Raw genomic sequence first — 20,431 nt, forward strand, 5'->3', positions numbered from 1 at the left:
CATCCCGCACCGTGCTAGTTTTTCCGGTTCGCGTTGGCAGTCACAAGGATGATCCCATGATGTCAGGAACGAGCCTCCCCGTGCCCGAGCGCACGGGTGTGCTCTGGTGGCGCGCCACCCTGGATATTCTCCCCCTCTCCATTTCCGTGATCCCCTGGGGGATACTGTGTGGCGCCCTGGCGTTGCAGGCGGGCCTGAGCCCGGTGCAGGCCCAGCTGATGTCGCTGCTGGTCTATGCAGGTGCCGCCCAGCTCTCGGCCACCACCTTGTTCGGGGCGGGCACTCCCCTGCTGCCCATCATGGGTTCCACCATGGTCATCACCTCCCAGCATCTGCTCTACGGCTTCACCTTCCGCCGGGACGTGCTGCCGCTCTCTCTGCGCTGGCGCGCCAGCCTCGCCTTCTTCCTGACCGACGAGATGTTCGCGGTGGCACTGAAAGACAGGGAGCGCCACGGCGTCTTCAACCCCGCCTATGCCCTGATCGCGGGCTTCGTGTTCTACCTGTTCTGGAACCTGGCGACCCTGCTCGGCATCGCCGCCGGCCAGTACATCGAGGGGCTGGACAAGATGGGGCTGGACTTTGCCATCGCCGCCACCTTCATCGCCATGACGATCCCCGCCATGAAGAACCTGCCCATGGTGGCGGCGACTGTGGTGAGCGGCGGCACAGCACTGCTCACCAAGCCGCTGCTGGCGGAGATCCACATCATCATCTCGGCCCTGGCCGGCATGGTGGTGGGCTATGTATTGCACCGGATGAGGAGATGACCATGGGCTGGCTGATGATTGGCCTGCTGGCCCTGATCACCTTTTTCAACCGCTTCGCCTTCTTCTCGCGGCTGACCCGCTATCAGCCCGGTGCCGAGATGGGGGCCTTCCTCAGCTTCTCGGCCCAGTCGGTGCTGACCGCCATCTGGCTGCCCATCGTCTTCAGCTATAAGCCAGGCAAGGGGCTGGACTGGGATCCGGACTACCTGGCCGCCACCCTGCTGGTGACCGCGCTGACCCTGCTGCGCCTGCCGACCCTGGTGGTGGTGGTGGTCGGTATGGGGTGCTTTTTCCTGTTGCGTTGGCAGGGGGGACTGGCGGCGCTGCTGCCCTGGTTGGGTTGAGTCGTGATCCAACATAACGGATGTCTCTATCAAACATCCGTTATGTTGTGAATGTCACTTTAAAAAAGACCTCTCGAGTGTGAGGATTTAGGGACTGTCCGCCAAGGAGCTCCCCATGTCTTTCACCGAAACCTGTCAGCGCATAGTGCGCGACCCCCTGCTCTCACCCGCTCAGGAGAGCCATGCCCTGGCGCTCGCCGCCGAGAATGCACTGCCCTATCCAGCGCTGCCTGCCGAGGTGACCGAGGCGATGGCGCAAGGGGTGCTGTGCGACATGTTCGAGGGACATGCCCCCTACAAGCCACGCTATGTGCTGCCGGACTACGAGAAGTTCCTGCGCCAGGGCTCCCCCTGGCTGGAGCTGGCGCCGCCACAGGATTTCGACGAGGCACTCGATGCCCTGCGCATCCTCTATCACCATGTGCCCTCAGTCACTGGCATGCCGGTCTGGTTGGGGCGCCTCGATCACCTGCTGCTGCCCTTCGTCGGGGAGCTGGATGACGAGACGCTGTACCGCAAGCTGAAGGGGTTCTGGATCTACCTGGACAGGGTGCTGCCGGATGCCTTCATGCACGTCAACATAGGCCCGGATGACAGCAGGATCTGCCGCCTGATCCTGCGCATCGACGGCGAACTCAAGCAGGTGGCGCCGAACCTCAGCCTGTTTCACGATCCCGTATCGACCCCGGACAGTCTGCTGATGCAGGGGGTGCAGAACATAGCCCAGTGCGGCAAGCCCCACATAGTCAATTACCCGATCCACAGGGATACCTTCGATGAGCGCGGCTTTGGCATCGTCAGCTGCTACAACGCCCTGCCGCTCGGGGGCGGCGCCAATACCCTGGTGCGCCTCTCCCTCAAGGGGATGGCCGAGCAGAGCGCCGACCTCGAGGAGTTCATGACGCGCTGGCTGCCCCATTACTGCGAGCAGGCCTCCCGGCTCATCGAGGCAAGGACCGCCTTCCTGCACCAAGAGTCCGGTTTCTTCGCCAGCTTCCTGGTGGAGGAGGGCTTGTTCGAGGAGGCGCGTTTCGTCCCCATGTTCGGCATCTTTGGCATGGCGGAGGCGGTGAACTTGCTGATGGATAAAACGGGGCTGCCCGGGCGCTATGGCCATGACGAGGGGGCCAACCAGCTCGGCCATCGCATCTCGGCCCGGCTTTCGGCCTGGGTGACGGCCCGGCCCCAGCACCATGCCTGGGGCGGGCGTGCCCTGCTGCACTCCCAGGGCGGGCTCAGCCTGGACCAGGGGGTCACCCCCGGGGTGCGCATCCCTTATGGGGAGGAGCCGGATCCCGCCAGCCACCTGCTGGCCCTGGCCCCGCACCACGGCTACTACCACTCCGGGATCAGCGAGATCCTGACCCTGGATCCCACCATACGCCAGAACCCGCAGGCGCTGCTGCAGCTCTGCAAGGGGGCCTTCGCCCTCGGCATGCGCGAATTCAGCGCCAATGTGGCGGACAGCGATCTGGTGCGGGTGACCGGCTACATGATCCGCAAGAGCGACCTGGCCCGCTTCGCCGCCGAAGGGTCGCGGTTGCAGACCACCTGCCTCGGCGCCGAGGCGAGCGAGTTGACCGGGATCCGCCAGCGGGCGCCGCGGGTGCTGGGCCTTGAGGCAAGCCTGCGTGACTACTGAAGATGACAAGGTGGGGCGCACGGCGACGGTCAGTCGCTGGTTGCCCTTCTCCTGCGTGGACGGGCCGGGCAACCGGCTGGTGCTCTTCCTGCAAGGGTGCAACTTTCGCTGCCCTGGCTGTCACAACCCCCACACCATAGGGCTGTGCGATCACTGTGGCGACTGCGTGCCCGGCTGCCCGAGCGGGGCCCTGACGCTCGTCGAGGGTCGTCCTGGCGAGAGCCGAGTGCGCTGGCAGGCGTCGCTCTGCACCCACTGCGACCGCTGCCTGGATGCCTGCCCCCGCAGCGCCAGCCCCAAGACCCACCAGATGTCGGTGGTCGAGGTGCTGACCCTGCTGCGTCGCTACGGCCCGCTGCTCACCGGCATCACAGTCTCCGGCGGCGAGGCGACCACCCAGCTGCCGTTCGTGATCGACCTGTTTGCGGCCATCAAGGGGGCGCCGGATCTGGCCCACCTGAGCTGCCTGCTGGACAGCAACGGATCCCTTGGCGAAACGGGCTGGCAGCGGCTGCTGCCGGTGCTGGACGGCGCCATGATCGATCTCAAGGGGTGGTGCGAATCGGCGCACCAGGCGCTCACCGGTCAGGGCCGCGAGCGGGTGCTGGCCTCGCTGCAACTGCTTGCGCGGGCGGGCAAGCTGGCGGAAGTGCGGCTGCTCCATGTACCGGGGCGCACTGATTTCATCGATGCCGATGGCAAGCTGGAGGGGGGCCTGGCCAGCTTTCTGCAAAGCCTGGGGCCCGTCCCCATTCGTCTCAACGGCTTTCGCCATCACGGGGTGCGCGGGGAGGCGACAGGCTGGCAGGAGGCTGCCATGGACGAGCTGGATGGGCTGTCCAACGCATTGAAGGTGAAAGGATTTGGCCCAATCTCCCTGCCGCCATTGTGACGAGGCCGGCATGTTTTTCCTCCTGAGTCCCGATATGACGCAACTGTGATGTCTGTCTATTTGGTGCGCGGAAAGTGGCGGCTAGAATGGGAAAACCGCCCATCATCAACAGATACCCATGAGTGAAACCAACGCCTTATATCGAGTGCAGTTTATTTGTCACAACGAGCGTTACGAGGTCTATGTCAAGGAGGTGAATCAGGGCCAGCTGTTCGGCTTCATCGAGATAGCGAACTTCGTGTGGGACAACCACACGGCGCTCATCGTCGATCCCAGCCATGAGAAGCTCAAGAGTGAGTTTGCCGACGTCAACCGCACCCTGATCCCCATGCACCAGGTGCTGCGCATCGATCAGGTGCGCAAGCAGGGGGCTGCCCGCATCACGGATCTGGGCAGCAACGTTGCCTCCTTCCCGAGCCCCATCTACACCAAGAAGCCCTGAGCCGCCCGGGTACTAGGTACTCAGCTCCCGTGCGAGCTGCAGGATCCGCAGGCGGAACCAGTGCAGGGCGGGATCTTCTCCCAGGGGGCCGTACCACACCAGGCTGTGGGTCACGGCGCCGTAGTCGAACGGGACGGGCCGGCTCACCAGCCCGGACGGCCTGGCCTGCCCGGCCCAGCCGTCGATGGCGGTGAGGATGAGATCGCTCTGGCGCAGCAGGGCGGCAGCACTGCCAAAGTCCGGCAGGGTGGCACCGATCTGGCGTCGTACCTGACGCTGGGCCAGGCTCTGCTCGAAGAAGGGGTCGGCCAGCTCGCTGTCGCGAATGACGACATGGCGCCAGCTTAAGTAAGCATCCAGATCCCAGGGCCCGGCCAACGCCGGGTGATCGTCCCGCAGCAGGCAGACCAGCTTGTCTTCCCGCAACGTCTCCCATACCAGGCCAGGCTGGCTGGGCAGGGGCTGGCTCTGGTCGTGGGGCAGGATCACGAAGTCGAGCTTGCCCGCCGCCAGTGCCGCCAGTCCCTGCTGATCCTTGTTCCAGATGACGGGCACCAGCCCGGGCACCTCCTGCATCAACTTCCCCAGCACGGGCCCTATGGGCCAGATCATGCTGCTTTCCCGCATCGCCAGATTCAGCTCCCCCTGCCAGCTGGCGGGGTTGAAGCCCTCCGGACTGGTGAGGCCGTTCAGCTCGCTCAGCAGCCGGCGCAGGCTGGGGCCAAGCCGCTCAGCGAACGGGGTCAGCAACAGCTGGTTGCCCTGGCGATAGAGCAGCTGATCGCCGAGCAGATCCCGCAACTGGTTGAGGGTCTTGCTGACGGTGGAGGGGGTGGTGCAGAGCCGCTCGGCGCTGCGGGTGACGCTCTGGGTATCCAGCAGCAGGTGCAGGGTCACCAGATGACGGCCGCCGAGGCGTGAGAGCGCGATGAGATCCATAAAACCTCCCGGGATGAAGCCCGTGCGGGCGAGGATGAGGGGAACGTCTGCCCCTCCAGACGGAACAAACAAAAAGCCCCGCTTGAGCGGGGCATGGGGATTACCCCTTGAGCACGGCGGCCATGGCGTCCGCCACGTAGTCGACGTTGCGGCTGTTGAGGCCCGCCACGCACATGCGACCGGAGCGCACCAGATAGACGGCGAACTCCTCGCGCAGGCGATCCACCTGCTCAGGGGTGAAGCCGGTGTAGCTGAACATGCCGCGCTGGCTGATGAAGTAGCTGAAGTCGCGGCCCGGCACCTTGGCACTCAGCACCTCGTAGAGCTTCTGGCGCATCGCCTTGATGCGGGTACGCATCTCGGTCACCTCGCCAACCCACATGGCGTACAGCTCGGGCTGGCTCATCACCGCCGCAGTGATCTGGCCGCCGTGGGTGGGGGGGCTGGAGTAGTTGCGGCGCACGGTGGCCTTCATCTGACCCAGTACCCGGCTCGCCTCTTCGGCATCCTGGCAGATGACCGACAGGCCGCCACAACGCTCGCCGTAGAAGGAGAGGTTCTTGGAAAACGAGTTGCTGACGAAGAAGCTGACGCCGGCGGCCACCATGGCGCGAATGGCGTAGGCATCCTCTTCCAGCCCGTCGCCGAAGCCCTGATAGGCGATGTCCATAAAGGGGATCAGGTTCTTCTCGACCACCAGCGCGATCACCTGGTCCCACTGGGCGCGGGAGAGATCCACCCCGGTCGGGTTGTGGCAGCAGGGGTGAAGCAGCACGATGCTTTTCGCCGGCAGGCTGCTCAGGCAGTCGATCATGGCGTCAAACTGCACGCCGCCGGTGGCCGCATCGTAGTAGGGGTAGTCGTGCACCTTGATGCCGGCGCCTTCGAACATCGCCTTGTGGTTGTCCCAGGTGGGATTGCTGACCCACACCTCCGAGGTCGGGAAGTAGCGCTTGAGCAGATCGGCACCGATCTTCAGCGCGCCCGAGCCACCTATGGTCTGGATGGTGGCGATGCGACCCGCCCTGACCGCCTCGTGGTCGGCACCAAACAGCAGGTGCTGCACCGCGCTGCAGTAGTTGGCGGCCCCTTCCATCGGCTGATAGGGGCGCGGCGCGGGGGCGGCGGCGCGCTGGGCTTCGGCCTGCTGCACCGAGGGCAGCAGCGGAATGCGCCCCTGCTCGTCGTAATAGAGGCCGATCCCCAGGTTCACCTTCTGCTCGCGGGTGTCTTTGTGGAAGGTTTCGACGAGCGTCAGTATGGGGTCGCCAGCATAGGCATCGACGTGTTCAAACATGGGGGGTCCTTGAAGTTGACTGTCCAATTTCGCCGGCCCGGGGCCGGGGCCGTTATCATGGCGTAATCTGGAAGTGGCCTCAAGTTGTTCGACATGGCAGCAAGGATGACAGTTGTTGTCGTAGCAAGAGGGCCCGGCCGCCCATGAAGAATATGCCAGCCATAAAATTAATCACCCCCTTTTGGCCGCAGAGGGTGCCTTTTATAGTGTCAACTGGATAACATATACCGTGAATATGGTACTCGGGCATGAAGGTCACCCGGTCACCCAGATCTCATGTGGGGCCACCTGAGATAAGTGATTAGTTGCATAATAAATAGAGTTTTTTCTGACAACCATGGCAGTGTGCCTGGGTCCCGTTGCGGGGCCCCACTATAACGGGTGACCCATCGCCGATGACTCGAGACATTTCTAATGCCACTTCCCCCTGGCTGGACTGGCACGGCCTGGGTGGCTGGAATATCTATTTCCTTGCCAAGTTCGCCCTGCTCTGGACGGGTTACCTCAATTTCCACCCCCTGATCAATCTGGTGTTTGCCGCCTTCCTGATCTTTCCCCTGCCCAGTGCGGGGCTGCGGCGCATCCGGCACTGGCTGGCGCTGCCCATCGGCGTGGGGATCTTCTATCACGACACCTGGCTGCCGGGGATAGAGAGCATTCGCGCCCAGGGGGGGGCAGGTCTTCTCCTTCACCCTGGATTACTGGCTGGAGCTGCTCGGGCGCTTCATCAACTGGGAGATGGTCGGCGCCGGTTTCGTGATGCTGACCCTGTATCTGTTCATCGCCCAGTGGCTGCGCTTCACTCCCTGGATCCTGCTTGCCCTGCTCTGGTTATGGCTCTCTCCCCTGGTGGGTGATCCCTTTGCCTCCCGGGATGCGGTGGCGGCCAGCACGGTCACCTCCCCTCAACCCGGGTCCACACCACGGCAGGTGTCGATGACGGAGCAGCTGGATCAGAGCGCCCCGCCGACCAACGAGAACCTCAACACCTATCTCGACGACTTCTACCGGGAAGAGCAGGATCGTCTGGTGCGCTTCCCGAGCGCCCTGCCGGCCGACGCGACGCCATTCGATCTGCTGATCATCAACATCTGCTCCCTGGCCTGGAGCGACGTGGAGGCCAGCGGCCTGACCGAACACCCGGTCTGGCGCCATTTCGACATTCGTTTCAACCACTTCAACTCCGCGACCTCCTACAGCGGACCAAGCTCCATCCGTCTGCTGCGAGCCAGTTGCGGGCAGACCAGCCACCAGGGGCTCTATGTGACGGCCCCCAGCCAGTGCCTGCTGTTCGACAACCTGGCCCGGCTCGGTTTTGACAAGCAGATCGCCATGGATCACTCGGGGGCCTTTGGCAACTACCTGAAGGATCTGCAGCAGTACGCCGGGCTGGACATCACGCCCATGGGCAAGGAGGGGCTGGCCCATGATCTCGCCTCCTTCGATGGGGAACCCATCTATCGGGATGATGCCCTGTTCGGGCGCTGGCTGAGTGAGCGAGAGAAGAACCAGGCGACGCGCAACATGACCTTCTTCAACCTGATCGCACTGCACGACGGCAACCGCTACGCGGCCACCCGCCAGGTAGCGCCCTACAAGGCCAGGCTCAAGACCCTGCTGGATCAGCTGGATGACTTCATGACGACGCTGGAGCAATCCGGTCGCAAGGTGGCTGTGGTGGTGGTGCCTGAGCACGGGGCCGCGCTGGCCGGCGACAGGATGCAGATGTCCGGGCTGCGGGACATTCCCAGCCCGAGCATCACTCGGGTGCCCGTCGGTGTCGCCTTGCTAGGGACCCGGGCGCAGCACGAGGCAACCCGCAACATCGACACGCCCAGCAGTTTCCTGGCGGTGTCCGAGCTGGTGTCCCGGCTAGTGGGGGGCAACGTGTTTGGCACTGACACCATCGACTGGGATGCACTGCTGAGCGGCCTGCCAGAGACCCCCTCGGTCTCGGAAAACCAGGGGGCTGTCGTGCTCGAGTATCAGAACCAGTTCCACATCAAGCTGGGGCAGGGGGATTGGGTCCCCTATCCCCAATGACACCGGAGGTGGACGTGCAGAGTGAGCGGCGACCCGCGACGCAGGCCCCCTTCGGGGTGCCGGTAGAAGGCGGCATGATGAGCGACGTGGCCATGGTGCAGCAGGCCTTCGGCGTCAATCTCTCCTACCAGGACATCGCGTTCCGGGAGCGGCTCATCGCCCTGCGTGAGCGCTTCCCGCTGCTGGCGGAGCTGGACCTGAGAGGGCCGGCAGCGCCGGACGCAGGGAGGTCAGCATGAACCTTGTCGCGTTGCAGGGGATCCGTGGCGGTGTGGGCACCACCTCTCTGGTCGCCGGCCTGGCGCTGGCGGCCCGGGAGCAGGGTGCCCGGGTGCTGGCGGTGGATCTGTGTCATGACAACCTGCTTGGCATCCACCTGGGCCTGTCCCATGACGACCCCAGAGGCTGGAGCCGGCTGGCGGACCCGACGCGGGAGTGGCGTTCGGCACTCTATCACTATGAGGAGGGGCTGGATCTGCTGCCCCATGGCGGCCAGCAGGGGACATCGGCAGGGGCCTGGCTGCAGGCCATCGAGGGCTATGATCTGGTGCTGCTGGATCTGCCCATGGGCCAGTTGCCCGGGCTGCCCTGCAAGCGTTTGACCATAGTCAACGCCGACGCCAACTGCCATGTGCGTCTCTACCGCCATGTCTGGGAGGATGGGGAGCGATTGCTGGTGACCCAGTTCACCAGCCGCCGTGCCCTGCAACAGGATTTGCTGGATCTCTGGCAGGCGGGCGGGTTGCCCCTGCTCGGGCTGCGTCTGCATCGGGACGAGGCGATGGCCGAGGCCATGGCCGCCAAGCAGCCGGTGGGTCGCTATGCTCCCACCAGTCTGATCGCCCACGAGCTGACCGCCCTGGCCTGCTGGTGCCTGGACATCGAGGGCGCCGACCCATGCTGACCCCGACGGCGGGCCTCTGGTGCTCCCAGCGCTACCAGGCACTGCGCCGCCAGGGCGGCTCCCGGCTGGGGTCTGCCGGTCTGACCCTGGTGTGGCTGCTGGCCTAGACCCTCTTCCCCCTGGAGCGCCATGGCTGGCAGTGGGTGCTGGGCCACGCCCAGAGTCTCTATTCCCAGCTGGCCCGGCCCCGCGTCGGGGATCCCCTGCGCATCCTGTTGCAGAGCCTCTGGCTCATAGTGCGCCGCCCCGAGCCCATCCCCCTGCACTGGCCCGCCTCCTGGCAACGGGCCTGGCAATGGGGCACCCAGGCTCTCGGCACCCTGCTGATTCGGCAGGAGGAGAGGGGGCTGGCGGCGGCCAGGGCCACCCCCCGCGAGGCGCGCTGGAAGAGCGTGCTGCTCTGCGCGGTGGCAGGCATCCTCTCCCTGCTCTGCATTACCCAGCCCTTCACCCTGCAGGCTCAGCTGGTCTTCGTTCTGCTACTGGCCGCCATGGCCTTCATTTTGCGCGCCGTGCCGGGCCGCTACCCCATGTTGATGATGATGGTGCTCTCCCTCACCGTCTCCTGCCGCTACATCTGGTGGCGCTACACCTCCACCCTGGACTGGTTCGATCCCCTCAGCCTCACCTGTGGTCTCTTGCTGCTGGCCGCCGAGACCTATGCCTGGGTGGTGCTGCTGCTTGGCTACTGGCAGACGGCCTGGCCGCTGCACCGCCCGCCGGCGCCCCTGCCGGCGGACCCGGCCCAGTGGCCCAGGGTTGACCTGATGACCCCCACCTACAACGAGGATCTCGCCATCGTCAAGGGCACCGTCTATGCCGCCATGGGGCTCGACTGGCCCGCTGACAAGCTGACCATCTGGCTGCTCGATGACGGGGGCCGGGAGTCGTTTCGCGAATTTGCCGAAGGGGCGGGGATCCGCTATGTGGCGCGGCCGACCCACGAGCACGCCAAGGCTGGCAATATCAACTACGCGCTCAGGCAGGCGAGCGGGGATCTGGTCGCCATCTTCGACTGTGATCACCTGCCAACCCGCTCCTTCCTGCAGATGACGGTGGGCTGGTTTTACCGGGATCCCAGGCTCGGGGTGGTGCAGACCCCCCATCACTTCTTCTCCGCCGATCCGTTCGAGCACAACCTGCAGCGGTTTCGCAAGATGCCGAACGAGGGGGCTCTCTTCTACGGTCTGGTGCAGGATGGCAACGACATGTGGGACGCCAGCTTCTTCTGCGGCTCCTGCGCCGTCATCAAGCGCTCGGCGCTGGACGAGATCGGCGGCATCGCGGTGGAGACGGTCACCGAGGATGCCCACACCTCGCTGCGGCTGCACCGCCTTGGCTACACCTCCGCCTATATCCGCATCCCCCTGGCGGCGGGGCTGGCCACCGAGAGTCTCTCCGCCCACATCGGGCAGCGCATCCGCTGGGCGCGTGGCATGGTGCAGATCCTGCGCCTGGACAACCCCCTGTTTGGCAAGGGGCTCAACCTGGGGCAGCGGCTCTGCTACTTCAACGCCATGCTGCACTTCCTGTCGGGCATACCGCGTCTCATCTTCCTGACGGCGCCGCTCGCCTTTCTGATCCTGCACGCCTACATCATCTACGCCCCGGCGGCGGCCATCGCCCTCTACATGCTGCCGCACATCTTCCACAGCGCCCTGACCAACTCCCGGTTGCAGGGCAAGGTGCGCCACTCCTTCTGGGGCGAGGTCTACGAGACGGTGCTGGCCTGGTACATAGCCCGGCCGACCACGGTGGCACTGTTTGCACCCCACAAGGGCAAGTTCAACGTCACCGCCAAGGGGGGCATGACGGAGGAGGTGTATCTGGATCTGGCGGTCTCCAGGCCCTATCTGATCCTGATCCTGCTCAACCTGTGCGGGTTGGGCTTTGGCATCTGGCGCATCGCCACCGGCCCGGCCGACGAGGTGTTGACCCTGATCCTCAGCATGCTGTGGACCCTCTACAACATGACCATACTGGGGGGGGCTCTGGCGGTGGCGTTCGAGTCGCGTCAGGTGCGCACCAACCCCAGGGTGGAGATGGTGATGCCGGCGGCCATCAAGCTGGCCAACGGCCACCTCTACCCCTGCACCGTCAAGGACTACTCCAATGGCGGGGTGGGTGTCCTGCTCGAGGATCCCCTGCCCCTGGCCGACAAGGACAGGGTCTGGTTGCTGCTGCGCAATGGCCAGCGGGAGCAGGCCTTCGCCGCCAAGGTGCAGCGGGTGTTCGGCCGCAAGCTGGGGCTGGAGCTGGCGCCCATGGATCAGACCGAACACATCGCCTTCATCCAGTGCACCTTTGCCCGGGCCGACACCTGGTCCCTGTGGCAGCAGCGCCTCGGCAAGGATCGTCCGCTCCACAGCCTGCTCGACATCACGCAGCTCGGCTGGGGGGCTTACTGGCGCCTGGCGCGCGCCTCACCCATAGGGTTTGTTTGTATCCTGCTTGAGAAGCTGGTTCGCTGGCTGCTCTCTTTCGTTCCACGTCGCGTCTCGCCGGGTTTCCGGTCCGGGGCTCCGACCACACAGACAGTGAAAGGATGATGAAACCACAACGCTACCTTGTCCCTCTGCTGCTGATGACGCAGAGTGCGCTGGCCGCCGAGGCCAGCGGCCCCCTGCCACCCGTGCCCGCGCCGGTGCGCAGTCAGGCGCTGAGTTTCGAACAGATGTCCTCGACCCCGGGCACCCTCTCCCTGCGCGGCAACGCACCGGACGGCCAGGCGGACTTCACCGTGCGGCGGGACGAGGTGGTCACCCGGGCCAGCCTGGATCTCGACTTCACCCCGTCCCCCTCCTTGTTGCCGCTGCTCTCCCAGATCAAGGTCTACCTCAATGACGAGCTGATGGGGGTTACCGCCCTCACCAAGGCGCAGATGGGGGAGCGTACCCATGCCCGCATCGAGCTGGATCCGCGCTACGCCAAGGATTTCAACCGGATCAAGGTGAGCTTCGTCGGCCATTACCAGAAGGTGTGCGAGAACCCGGCGAGCGATACCCTGTGGCTCAACGTCAACCGGGACAGCAAGCTGAACCTGCAGCTGCAGACCCTGCCGGTGCGCAATGAACTCTCCTTCTTCCCCATGCCGTTCCTCGACGTGCGGGACGATGGCAAGCTGATCCTGCCCATGGTGTTCAGCGGCACTGTTCCGCTCCTGCAGCAGCAGGCGGCGGCCGTGCTGGCGTCCTGGTTCGGTACCAAGGCGCAGTGGCGGGGTCAGCACTTCCCCGTGCTCATCAACCAGTTGCCGGATCGCAACGGGGTGATCTTCGCCACCAATGACGCGCGTCCCGATTTCCTGGTCGACTACCCCAAGGTGAAGGGGCCCACCATCGACATGATCAGCTCCCCCGACAACCCCTATGTGAAGCTGCTGCTGATCCTGGGACGGGATCAGCAGGATCTGCTGACTGCGGCCAGGGGGCTGGCCCAGGGAGAGGTGCTGCTGCGGGGTCAGAGCGTGCTGGTGGACGAGGTGAAGCCACTGGCTCCGCGCCAGCCTTATGATGCCCCCAACTGGGTGCGGCTCGATCGCAAGATGCGGTTCGACGAGCTGACGGATTATCCGGGCCAGCTGCAGGCCACGGGCAGCCGGCTCTGGCTCATGAACCTGACGCTGCGTCTGCCGCCGGATCTCTATCTGCTGGGTGCCAATGGCATCAAGACGGAACTCAAGTACCACAATACGGCGCCGACCCGGCGAGATGGTTCCCGCCTGGACGTGGCGGTCAACGGCCAGTTCATGAAGTCGTTCCCGCTCGAACCGGGTGAGGCCAAGAGTGAGCAGTTGCTCACCCTGCCGCTCTGGTTCGCCGCCGATAACGATGCCACGGCGCTGCGCATGCCCGGGCTCAAGACCACTCAGGCCAACAGCCTGAGCTTCTCGTTTGAATATGCCAGGGAGATGATGGGGGGGAATGAGGACGGTCGCTGCGATCTGGTGATGCCCCCCGCCCATCAGGTGCGCATCGATGAGGGCTCAACCATCGACTTCACCGGCTATCGCCACTTCATCGAGATGCCGAACCTCAGGGCCTTCGCCTATGCGGGCTTCCCGTTCAGCCGGATGGCGGATCTCGCCGACAGCCAGGTGGTCATGCCCGCCAGGCCGCACCCGGCGCAGATCACTACCCTGCTCGATGCCGTGGGTGCCATCGGGGCCGAGACCGGTTATCCGGCCCTCTCCCTGCGAGTCCTGGATGATTGGGAGCAGGCCCGCACCGCCGATCTGGATACCCTGCTCATCGGCACCCTGCCTGAGGAGTTTCAGGGGGATCTGGCGCCAGATGCCCTGCTGCAGTCCACCCGCAGCTGGGTCAACGAGCCGACTCGCCAGCATCAGGGGGATCTGCTGCACAGCATGGCCGATCGCCAGCCTCAGGCCAGGGTCGGCATGACCGGCAACCGCGCCATCGCCGTCATCCTGGGTCTGCAGTCGCCGACCCACGAGCAACGCAGCCTGGTAGCCCTGCTGGCCGACGGCCCGGCGGGGGTCAAGCTGCTTAACGACACCCTGCAAAACACCACCCTGCGTGGCCAGGTCGCGGGGTCGGTGGCCTTTATCCGGGAGTCCGGAGTGAAGAGTCTGGCGGTCGGGGATCGTTATGAGGTGGGCTATCTGCCCTGGTGGGAGCGCATCTGGCAACTGTTTGCCGAGTATCCGCTGCGCCTTGCCGGACTGACGCTGCTCTGCATGCTGGTGCTGGGCTGGGGCCTGCGGGTGCTGCTGGCCGGTGCCAGCCGTCGCCGCCTGAAGGAAGACTAAGAGATGACTCAGATGAAAAATGCCTGTGGCGCCCTGCTGCTCTGGGCCCTGTGTACCCTGCCTGCCCTGGCGGCTTGTGACTGGCCCGAGTGGGACTATTTTCGCCAGCACTACATCAGCGAGGAGGGGAGAGTGATCGACCCTGCCGACGGTCGGCGGATCACCACCTCCGAGGGCCAGAGCTACGGCCTCTTCTTCGCTTTGGTCAACAACGACAGGGAGACCTTCGCCCGTCTGCTCAACTGGACCGAGCGGCGGCTCGCCCGCGGGGATCTGACCGGCTTCCTGCCCTCCTGGCTCTGGGGTCAGCGAGAAGATGGCAGCTGGGGCGTGCTGGACGAGAACAGCGCGTCCGACTCGGATCTCTGGATAGCCTACAGCCTGCTCGAGGCGGGCCGTCTTTGGGACAACCACAGCTACGAATCCATCGGCACCCTGCTGTTGCGGCGCATCGCCCGGGAGGAGGTCGCCACCGTCCCCGGTCTCGGCCCCGTGCTGCTGCCCGGCGCCCACGGCTATACGGGGGAGGGGCGCTGGACCCTGAACCCGAGCTACCTGCCGCCCCAGTTGCTGGCCCGCTTCGCGGCGCTGCAGGGGCCCTGGCGTGAGATGCGTGGGCAACTGCCGAGGCTGCTGCAGGAGAGTGCCCCCCTGGGCTTTGCCCCCGACTGGGTTGACTGGCAGGGGGAGAAGGGGTGGCAGGTGACGACGGACAAAGGCCCCCAGGGCAGCTATGACGCCATCCGCGTCTACCTCTGGCTCGGCATGCTGAACGACGAGGATCCCGCCAAGGCGCCCCTGGTGGCACACTTCACCCCCATGCTGGAGAGCACGGCGGCCCTTGGCGCCGTCCCCGAGCGGGTCGACACCCGGAGCGGCCAGACTCAGGGGCGGGGACCGGTCGGCTTTGCCGCCGCCCTGCTGCCCCTCTCCCAGGGGCAACCGATGCTGGCCACCCTGCGTGAGCAGGTGAAGCAGCACGGCGAACAGGCCGACGCCTATTACGGCAGCGTCCTGACCCTGTTTGGCGCAGGCTGGGATCAGGGTCGCTATCGCTTCGCCGCGGACGGCACCCTGCAACCACGCTGGAGCGAGTCATGCCAAGCAGATTGACCCTGGGTTGCCTGCTCGTCGGCCTGATGGGCGGCACCCTGGCTCAGGGGGCGGTGCAACCGGTGTCGTGGTTGCTGGAGCAGGTCCGGATCGGGGAGGCCCGCGGGCGGGAGGATCTCGTCAGCAACAGTCTCTACTCCCTCTCCCTGGTGGAGCCCAATCACCCGGAACTGCTGGCGGCCCAGGCGCGCCAGGCCTTGCGTCAGGGCAAGACCAGGGAGGCCGGGGAGTTGCTCGCCCGGCTCGGCAAGCAGGATCCCGACTCTGCGCTCTATCGCCAGGGCATGGCCAATCTCGCCCTGAGCGATCCGGCCCGGCGCCAGCAGTTGCAACAGGCGAGGCTGCTGACCAGCGCCGGTCGACTGGAGGAGGCTGAACGTCTCTATCGAAGCCTGTTCGCGGGGGACCGGCCCCCCAATCTCGAGGTGGCGGTGGAATATGCCCTGCTGCAGATGCGCATCCCCGCCATGAAGGCAAAGGGCATGGCGACGCTGGAGAGCCTGAACCGGCAATATCCGGGTGAGCCACGGGTGCGCAGCGGGCTGGTCCGCCACTACCTGGCCGACGGGCGGCGCCAGCAGGCTCTGGGGCTACTGCGCGAGATGGCGCAGGATGACAACAGCCGCGGGGAGGCGGCCGCGATCTGGCTCGCTGACATCGAGGCCATGCCGGTCGGCCCCCAGAGCATCGACGAATTGAAGCAATACATCCCCCTCTTCAGTACCGAGATGGAGGCCGACAAGGCCGAGGCGCTGCTCGCGATCCGGGAAGCGCAGTGGGCCTCTCCGGCCTATCGCTCCCGTCAGCTGGCGCTGGCCCGTAGCGCCAGCGGCGGGGCCACCATCACCGAGCTGCAGCGGGCCCTCGCCGTCAATCCCGGGGATCCCGAACTCATGGGAGCCCTGGGTCAGGCCTATTCCCGCAACGATCAGCGCGCGCTCGCCATCACCCAGTTCGAGCGGGTGCTGCGCCATCCCGATGTGACCGACAAGGACAAGTGGGCCAGCCTGCTGGCCACCAACCGCTACTGGCTGCTGGTCAACCAGGGTTCCCAGGCCCTGGCGCAGCAGCAATGGGAGGCGGCGGCGACCCGCTATCGCAGCGCCATCGCCCTGGATGGCAAGGAGCCGGAAGCTTGGATCGGATTGGGAGACAGCGAGCGGGGCCGTCATCGCGACGGCGAGGCCGAGCTCGCCTATCAGAAGGCCTTCGCCATGCCGGGCGCTCGTGATCGGGCCCTGGCCCGGCTGTTCGATCTCTACAAGGGGCAGGATCCGGCGCGGGCACTGGCCCTGCTGGATCAACACGGGAGTGCAGCCCTGCAGGCCGAGGGCAAGCGGCTCAAGGCCGAGCTGTTGCAGGAGCAGGCCGATCAGCTCGACAAGGCCGGCAAGCTGCCCCAGGCCCTGACCCAACGCCAGGAGGCGCTGCGGCTGCTGCCGGATGATGTCTGGCTGGCCTATCGGGTCGCCGCCACCCAGGCCCGTCTCGGGGATGTTGCTGGCGGGGAGCGGTTGCTGCGGGGGCGGCTGGCGGCGCAGCCACAGAACGACAGCCTGCGCTACGCTACTGCCCTCTACCTGTCGGGGCAGGATCAGTCATCCCAGGCCCGCGCCGTGCTGGCCGAAGTGCCGGCTGCGCGTTGGTCGGCTGACATGCAGGAACTGGATCGCCGCCTCGCCCGTGGCGAGCTGCTGGCCAACGCCAGGCAACTGCACCAGCAGGGGGATGAGGCGGGCGCCGAGCGCCTGCTGCAGCCGTTGCAGCCCGATGACGAGGTGACCCTGATGCTGGCGGGCTGGGCCGCGGAGCGGGGGGATGTCGCCGGGGCAGAGCGCCATTACCGCGCGGTGCTGGCGCACGCGCCGCAGCAGCCCGAGGCCAGGCTTGGCATGGCTGAGCTGGCCCAGACCAGGGGAGATGTGGCTGAAGCTCGCCACTGGCTGCCGGCCTGGCCGGTCAGCCCGCTGCCGGCGGACGAGTTCAACTACTACCGCCGGGTGGCAAACCTGTACCAGGCGCTGGGGGAGGGGGAGACGGCGCGGGCCATCTTCACCGGCTACGAACCCCTGGTGTCGACGCAGCCGGCCTCCCAGCAGACGGCCCTGTTCTGGCGGGATGCCGCCCGTCAGCGCTTCGCCACCGGCGACGCCGAGGGGGCCCTGGCGCGGGATCGCAAGGGGCTGGTGGCGGCGGGCCTCTCTCCCCGCGAGGATCTGGATGAGGGCGCCCTGACCGCGCTCGCCCGCAGCCGTGACGGCGAAGACTGGCTGGCCTCCGGGCTGCGCGGGGATCTGGACAGTCACTATCGACAGCAGCAGACCACTGTCTCCCTCGACAGCGACTACTGGGGTTCCAGCGGTACCGGCGGCGTCTCCGATCTGCGGGCCCTGACCCAGATGGTGCAACTGGATACCCCCCTGGCTGGCGGCACCGCCTTTGGCCGCCTCGAGCTGGTGGACATGGATGCGGGCCGGCTGCCGGCCTCTCCCTACCGGGAGGAGTTCGGCACCTGCGCCGCCCGTGATTGCAGTGGGCAGGAACATCAGCAGAGCCGGGGCACCACCCTGGCGGCGGGCTGGCACAAGGGGGCCTGGGCCTTCGATCTCGGCACTACACCGCTCGGCTTCGAGGTGGTGGACTGGGTCGGCGGCGCGACGGTGACGGGAGACTGGCGCGAGCTGGGGTGGGGGCTCACCCTCTCCCGGCGACCCGTCAGCAGCTCGCTGCTCTCCTATGCGGGCACGGTGGATCCGGGGACCGGCATCAGCTGGGGCGGGGTGAGAGCGAACGGGGTTCGCCTCGATCTCAGTCATGATCTGGGGGGCGCCGTCGGCTTCTGGGGCAGCTCCCAGCAACACCTGCTGACGGGCAAGAACGTGCCGGACAACTGGCGCACCCGGCTCATGGGGGGCGGCTACTACAAGCTCATCAACGAGACGAACCGCCGGGCCAGCGTGGGGCTCAGCACCATGCTGTGGCATTACCAGCAGGATCTGAGCGGCTACACCCTGGGGCAGGGGGGCTATTACAGCCCGCAAGGGTACTTCTCGCTCTCGGTGCCTGTCAGCTACCGGCAGCGCACGCCGGACTGGTCACGGGAGCTGGGGGGATCGGGATCCTGGTCCCGCTCCCGAACCGACGACAGTCGTCGCTACCCGCTGGAAGGCCTGTTGCCCACCGGACTGCCGGACAGGAATGCGCCGGTGCAGGGAGGCAGCAGCAGCGGCTTCGGCTATACCCTGAACGCCGTGGTGGAGCACCGCCTGACCGAGCACTGGCGCATCGGCGGGCGGATCGACATCCAGCAGGCGGATGACTATGCCCCCAGCCATGCCACCCTCTTCCTGCGCTACACCTTCAAGCCCTGGCAGGGGGATCTCGACATGCCGCCCCGGCCGTTGACCCCCTACGCGGACTTCGACTGACAGGAGCGCCCGTTTTCTTCGGGCGCCCTTATTTCAGATAGGAGCGCAGCACCCTCACCACCTGATCCAGATCCTCCAGCCGCTCGGCCGGGGTCGCTTCCGCCGCCCCCAGATGCTCGCGCATGTGGCCTTCCAGCACCTCCAGCATCAGGCCGTTGACGGCACCGCGGATGGCGGCAATCTGCTGCAAGATGGCGGCGCAGTCCGTCTCCTGCTCCAGGGCACTCTCCAGGGCGCCGGTCTGTCCCTTGATGCGTCTGACCCGTGCCAGCAGCTTCTTCTTGTCGTGAACCGTGTGTGACATACAGGATCCTCTCGCGCATTAAAACTATACTGGGGTATAGTATATTGCATTGTCGCTCTCAGGAGAAATTCATGTCATCCCTCGCTTCATCCCACTGCCAGCAACCCGTCGTTCATGAAGGGAATCCGCTGGCCGAACAGAAAACCCGTTGGGCCGTGCTGCTCACCCTCATCATGATGGTGGCGGAAATCGGCGGTGGCTGGTTCTACAACTCCATGGCGCTGCTGGCGGATGGCTGGCACATGAGCTCCCACGCCCTGGCCCTCGGCCTCTCCGTCGTGGCCTATCGTGCCGCCCGTCACTTCGCCCGGGATCACAGATTCAGCTTCGGTACCTGGAAGATAGAGGTGCTGGGAGGCTTCAGCAGCGCCCTGCTGCTGGTGGGGGTGGCGGGTCTGATGCTGTTTGAGTCGGTGGCCCGGCTGCTGGATCCCAGCCCTATCCACTATCAGCAGGCCATCGGCATCGCCATCGGCGGCCTGTTGGTGAACCTGGCCTGCGCCTGGTTGCTCAAGGACGATCACGGTCATCACCACGGTCACGGCCATCATCATGACCACCATGACCACCATGACCACCATGACCACCATGACCACCATGACCACCATGACCACCATGACCATCATGGTCACCACCACCACGGCCATCAGGATCTGAACCTGCGTGCCGCCTATCTTCACGTGCTGGCGGATGCGGCGACCTCTGTGCTGGCCATCTTCGCGCTGGTGGGGGGCATGCTGTGGGGAGCCGACTGGCTGGATCCCCTGATGGGCATAGTGGGGGCCGTGCTGGTGGCGGTCTGGGCCCGGGGGTTGCTGCGGGACACGGGTCGCGTGTTGCTGGATGCGGAGATGGACGCCCCCCTGGTGGCGGAGATCCGCGAGGTGATAGCCGAGCTGCCTGACGCCGAGATCCGCGATCTTCACGTCTGGCGGGTGGGGCAGGTGCAATATGCGGCCGTGCTCTCCTTGCGGATGGCGGTCCCCATCCCGGCACAGGTGATCCGCGAACGGCTCGCCATCCACGAGGAGCTGGTGCACCTGACCATCGAAATCGCTCAGGGATAGGGAGTAGGATGGCGCCCGGAGCCTACCCCGGGGCCTTGATTCAGTGCGGCGGGCGCTCGTGTTCCCCCTTGGCCTGATCCTGCCAGAGCGAGCCCAGCATCAGTTTGAGCAGCAGCCCTGGTGGGTCATCCAGCAGCCGGCCGGGTTCCAGCAGCAGGTGACCGTCGGCGCGAAAGCCCAGGCTGGCGTGGGTCGCTCCCTCGTCATCCAGGATCTGGATGATGCCGATCAGGGTTCCCCGCTCACCGGGCTGACAGCGCAGCCGCAGCTCGCGCGGCTCACCCAGCAGGGTGAAGGCCGGGCAGAGGGGCGGCGTCTCTTCGTAATCGGGCCAGCTGAAGAAGTGATACTGCTCGGCGAGTCCCCCGGCCTGCTGACAGAATTGGTGAAACAGCTGGGCAATCCCCTGATACTCCTGATCCAGCCGCCTCGCCTGCTCCTCGATCCGTTTCATAGGTCATGACTCCTTTCTATC

At 65.8% G+C, this 20,431-nt stretch carries 17 protein-coding genes and 1 pseudogene; 14 read left to right on the forward strand and 4 right to left on the reverse strand.

Going from position 1 to position 20,431, the window contains the following annotated elements; genetic code table 11:
• Positions 1–56 precede the first annotated feature (56 nt).
• From KI797_RS03090 to KI797_RS03110, 5 genes are all read left to right on the forward strand, one after another.
• Positions 57–770 carry an AzlC family ABC transporter permease gene (locus KI797_RS03090; RefSeq protein WP_041206756.1) on the forward strand — a complete coding sequence of 238 codons (714 nt, stop codon included), beginning with the start codon at positions 57–59 and terminating at the stop codon, positions 768–770.
• 2 nt (positions 771–772) lie between these two features.
• Positions 773–1,114, forward strand: coding sequence for an AzlD domain-containing protein (locus KI797_RS03095; RefSeq protein WP_139751359.1), 342 nt, complete (start codon positions 773–775; stop codon positions 1,112–1,114).
• Between the two features lie 115 nt (positions 1,115–1,229).
• Entirely contained in the window at positions 1,230–2,756 is a 1,527-nt protein-coding gene (locus KI797_RS03100) for a YjjI family glycine radical enzyme (protein ID WP_226171385.1), read from the forward strand.
• A complete protein-coding gene (locus tag KI797_RS03105; protein WP_226171387.1) occupies positions 2,746–3,648 on the forward strand; it encodes a YjjW family glycine radical enzyme activase in 903 nt (300 codons plus the stop codon). The genes KI797_RS03100 and KI797_RS03105 overlap by 11 nt, the downstream gene beginning before the upstream one ends.
• A 118-nt stretch (positions 3,649–3,766) precedes the next feature.
• Complete coding sequence (locus KI797_RS03110; RefSeq protein ID WP_005332629.1) at positions 3,767–4,090, forward strand: DUF1820 family protein; 324 nt, start codon at positions 3,767–3,769, stop codon at positions 4,088–4,090.
• 12 nt (positions 4,091–4,102) lie between these two features.
• On the opposite strand, the gene KI797_RS03115 is transcribed toward KI797_RS03110, so the two are convergent.
• Both KI797_RS03115 and KI797_RS03120 read right to left on the reverse strand, forming a co-directional pair.
• Positions 4,103–5,029, reverse strand: coding sequence for a LysR family transcriptional regulator (locus tag KI797_RS03115; protein WP_226171389.1), 927 nt, complete (start codon positions 5,027–5,029; stop codon positions 4,103–4,105).
• Positions 5,030–5,129: 100 nt separating this feature from the next.
• The gene (locus KI797_RS03120; protein ID WP_226171392.1) at positions 5,130–6,326 is read right to left on the reverse strand and encodes an amino acid aminotransferase; all 1,197 of its coding nucleotides are present in this window, start codon (positions 6,324–6,326) and stop codon (positions 5,130–5,132) included.
• Between the two features lie 395 nt (positions 6,327–6,721).
• Between KI797_RS03120 and bcsG (KI797_RS20990) the strand changes: the two are divergent.
• The 8 genes and pseudogenes from bcsG (KI797_RS20990) to bcsC all read left to right on the forward strand — a co-directional run.
• Positions 6,722–6,934: pseudogene (gene bcsG / locus KI797_RS20990) on the forward strand (cellulose biosynthesis protein BcsG); the annotation flags it as partial.
• Between the two features lie 118 nt (positions 6,935–7,052).
• Entirely contained in the window at positions 7,053–8,369 is a 1,317-nt protein-coding gene (gene bcsG / locus KI797_RS03125) for a cellulose biosynthesis protein BcsG (protein WP_264160793.1), read from the forward strand.
• Positions 8,370–8,377: 8 nt separating this feature from the next.
• A complete protein-coding gene (gene bcsR, locus KI797_RS03130; RefSeq protein WP_226171395.1) occupies positions 8,378–8,608 on the forward strand; it encodes a cellulose biosynthesis protein BcsR in 231 nt (76 codons plus the stop codon).
• Complete coding sequence (bcsQ, locus tag KI797_RS03135; protein ID WP_041206753.1) at positions 8,605–9,273, forward strand: cellulose biosynthesis protein BcsQ; 669 nt, start codon at positions 8,605–8,607, stop codon at positions 9,271–9,273. Before bcsR ends, bcsQ begins: the two co-directional genes overlap by 4 nt.
• A 119-nt stretch (positions 9,274–9,392) precedes the next feature.
• The gene (gene bcsA, locus KI797_RS03140) at positions 9,393–11,822 is read left to right on the forward strand and encodes a UDP-forming cellulose synthase catalytic subunit (protein WP_226172984.1); all 2,430 of its coding nucleotides are present in this window, start codon (positions 9,393–9,395) and stop codon (positions 11,820–11,822) included.
• Entirely contained in the window at positions 11,819–14,044 is a 2,226-nt protein-coding gene (bcsB, locus tag KI797_RS03145) for a cellulose biosynthesis cyclic di-GMP-binding regulatory protein BcsB (protein ID WP_226171398.1), read from the forward strand. The genes bcsA and bcsB overlap by 4 nt, the downstream gene beginning before the upstream one ends.
• A 3-nt stretch (positions 14,045–14,047) precedes the next feature.
• Positions 14,048–15,157 carry a cellulose synthase complex periplasmic endoglucanase BcsZ gene (gene bcsZ / locus KI797_RS03150; protein ID WP_226171401.1) on the forward strand — a complete coding sequence of 370 codons (1,110 nt, stop codon included), beginning with the start codon at positions 14,048–14,050 and terminating at the stop codon, positions 15,155–15,157.
• Positions 15,142–18,585, forward strand: a complete 3,444-nt coding sequence (gene bcsC, locus KI797_RS03155) for a cellulose synthase complex outer membrane protein BcsC (RefSeq protein WP_226171403.1) — start codon at positions 15,142–15,144, stop codon at positions 18,583–18,585. The genes bcsZ and bcsC overlap by 16 nt, the downstream gene beginning before the upstream one ends.
• A gap of 28 nt (positions 18,586–18,613) precedes the next feature.
• Here the strand turns inward: bcsC and KI797_RS03160 are convergent, their stop codons facing one another.
• A complete protein-coding gene (locus KI797_RS03160; RefSeq protein ID WP_005326467.1) occupies positions 18,614–18,889 on the reverse strand; it encodes a metal/formaldehyde-sensitive transcriptional repressor in 276 nt (91 codons plus the stop codon).
• Between the two features lie 71 nt (positions 18,890–18,960).
• Between KI797_RS03160 and dmeF the strand changes: the two genes are divergently transcribed.
• The gene (gene dmeF / locus KI797_RS03165; RefSeq protein ID WP_226171406.1) at positions 18,961–19,956 is read left to right on the forward strand and encodes a CDF family Co(II)/Ni(II) efflux transporter DmeF; all 996 of its coding nucleotides are present in this window, start codon (positions 18,961–18,963) and stop codon (positions 19,954–19,956) included.
• A 40-nt stretch (positions 19,957–19,996) separates the two neighbouring features.
• On the opposite strand, the gene KI797_RS03170 is transcribed toward dmeF, so the two are convergent.
• Complete coding sequence (locus KI797_RS03170) at positions 19,997–20,410, reverse strand: hypothetical protein (protein ID WP_226171407.1); 414 nt, start codon at positions 20,408–20,410, stop codon at positions 19,997–19,999.
• Between the last annotated feature and the right edge of the window lie 21 nt (positions 20,411–20,431).

The organism is Aeromonas media (genome assembly GCF_020423125.1).
GTDB lineage: Bacteria > Pseudomonadota > Gammaproteobacteria > Enterobacterales > Aeromonadaceae > Aeromonas > Aeromonas media.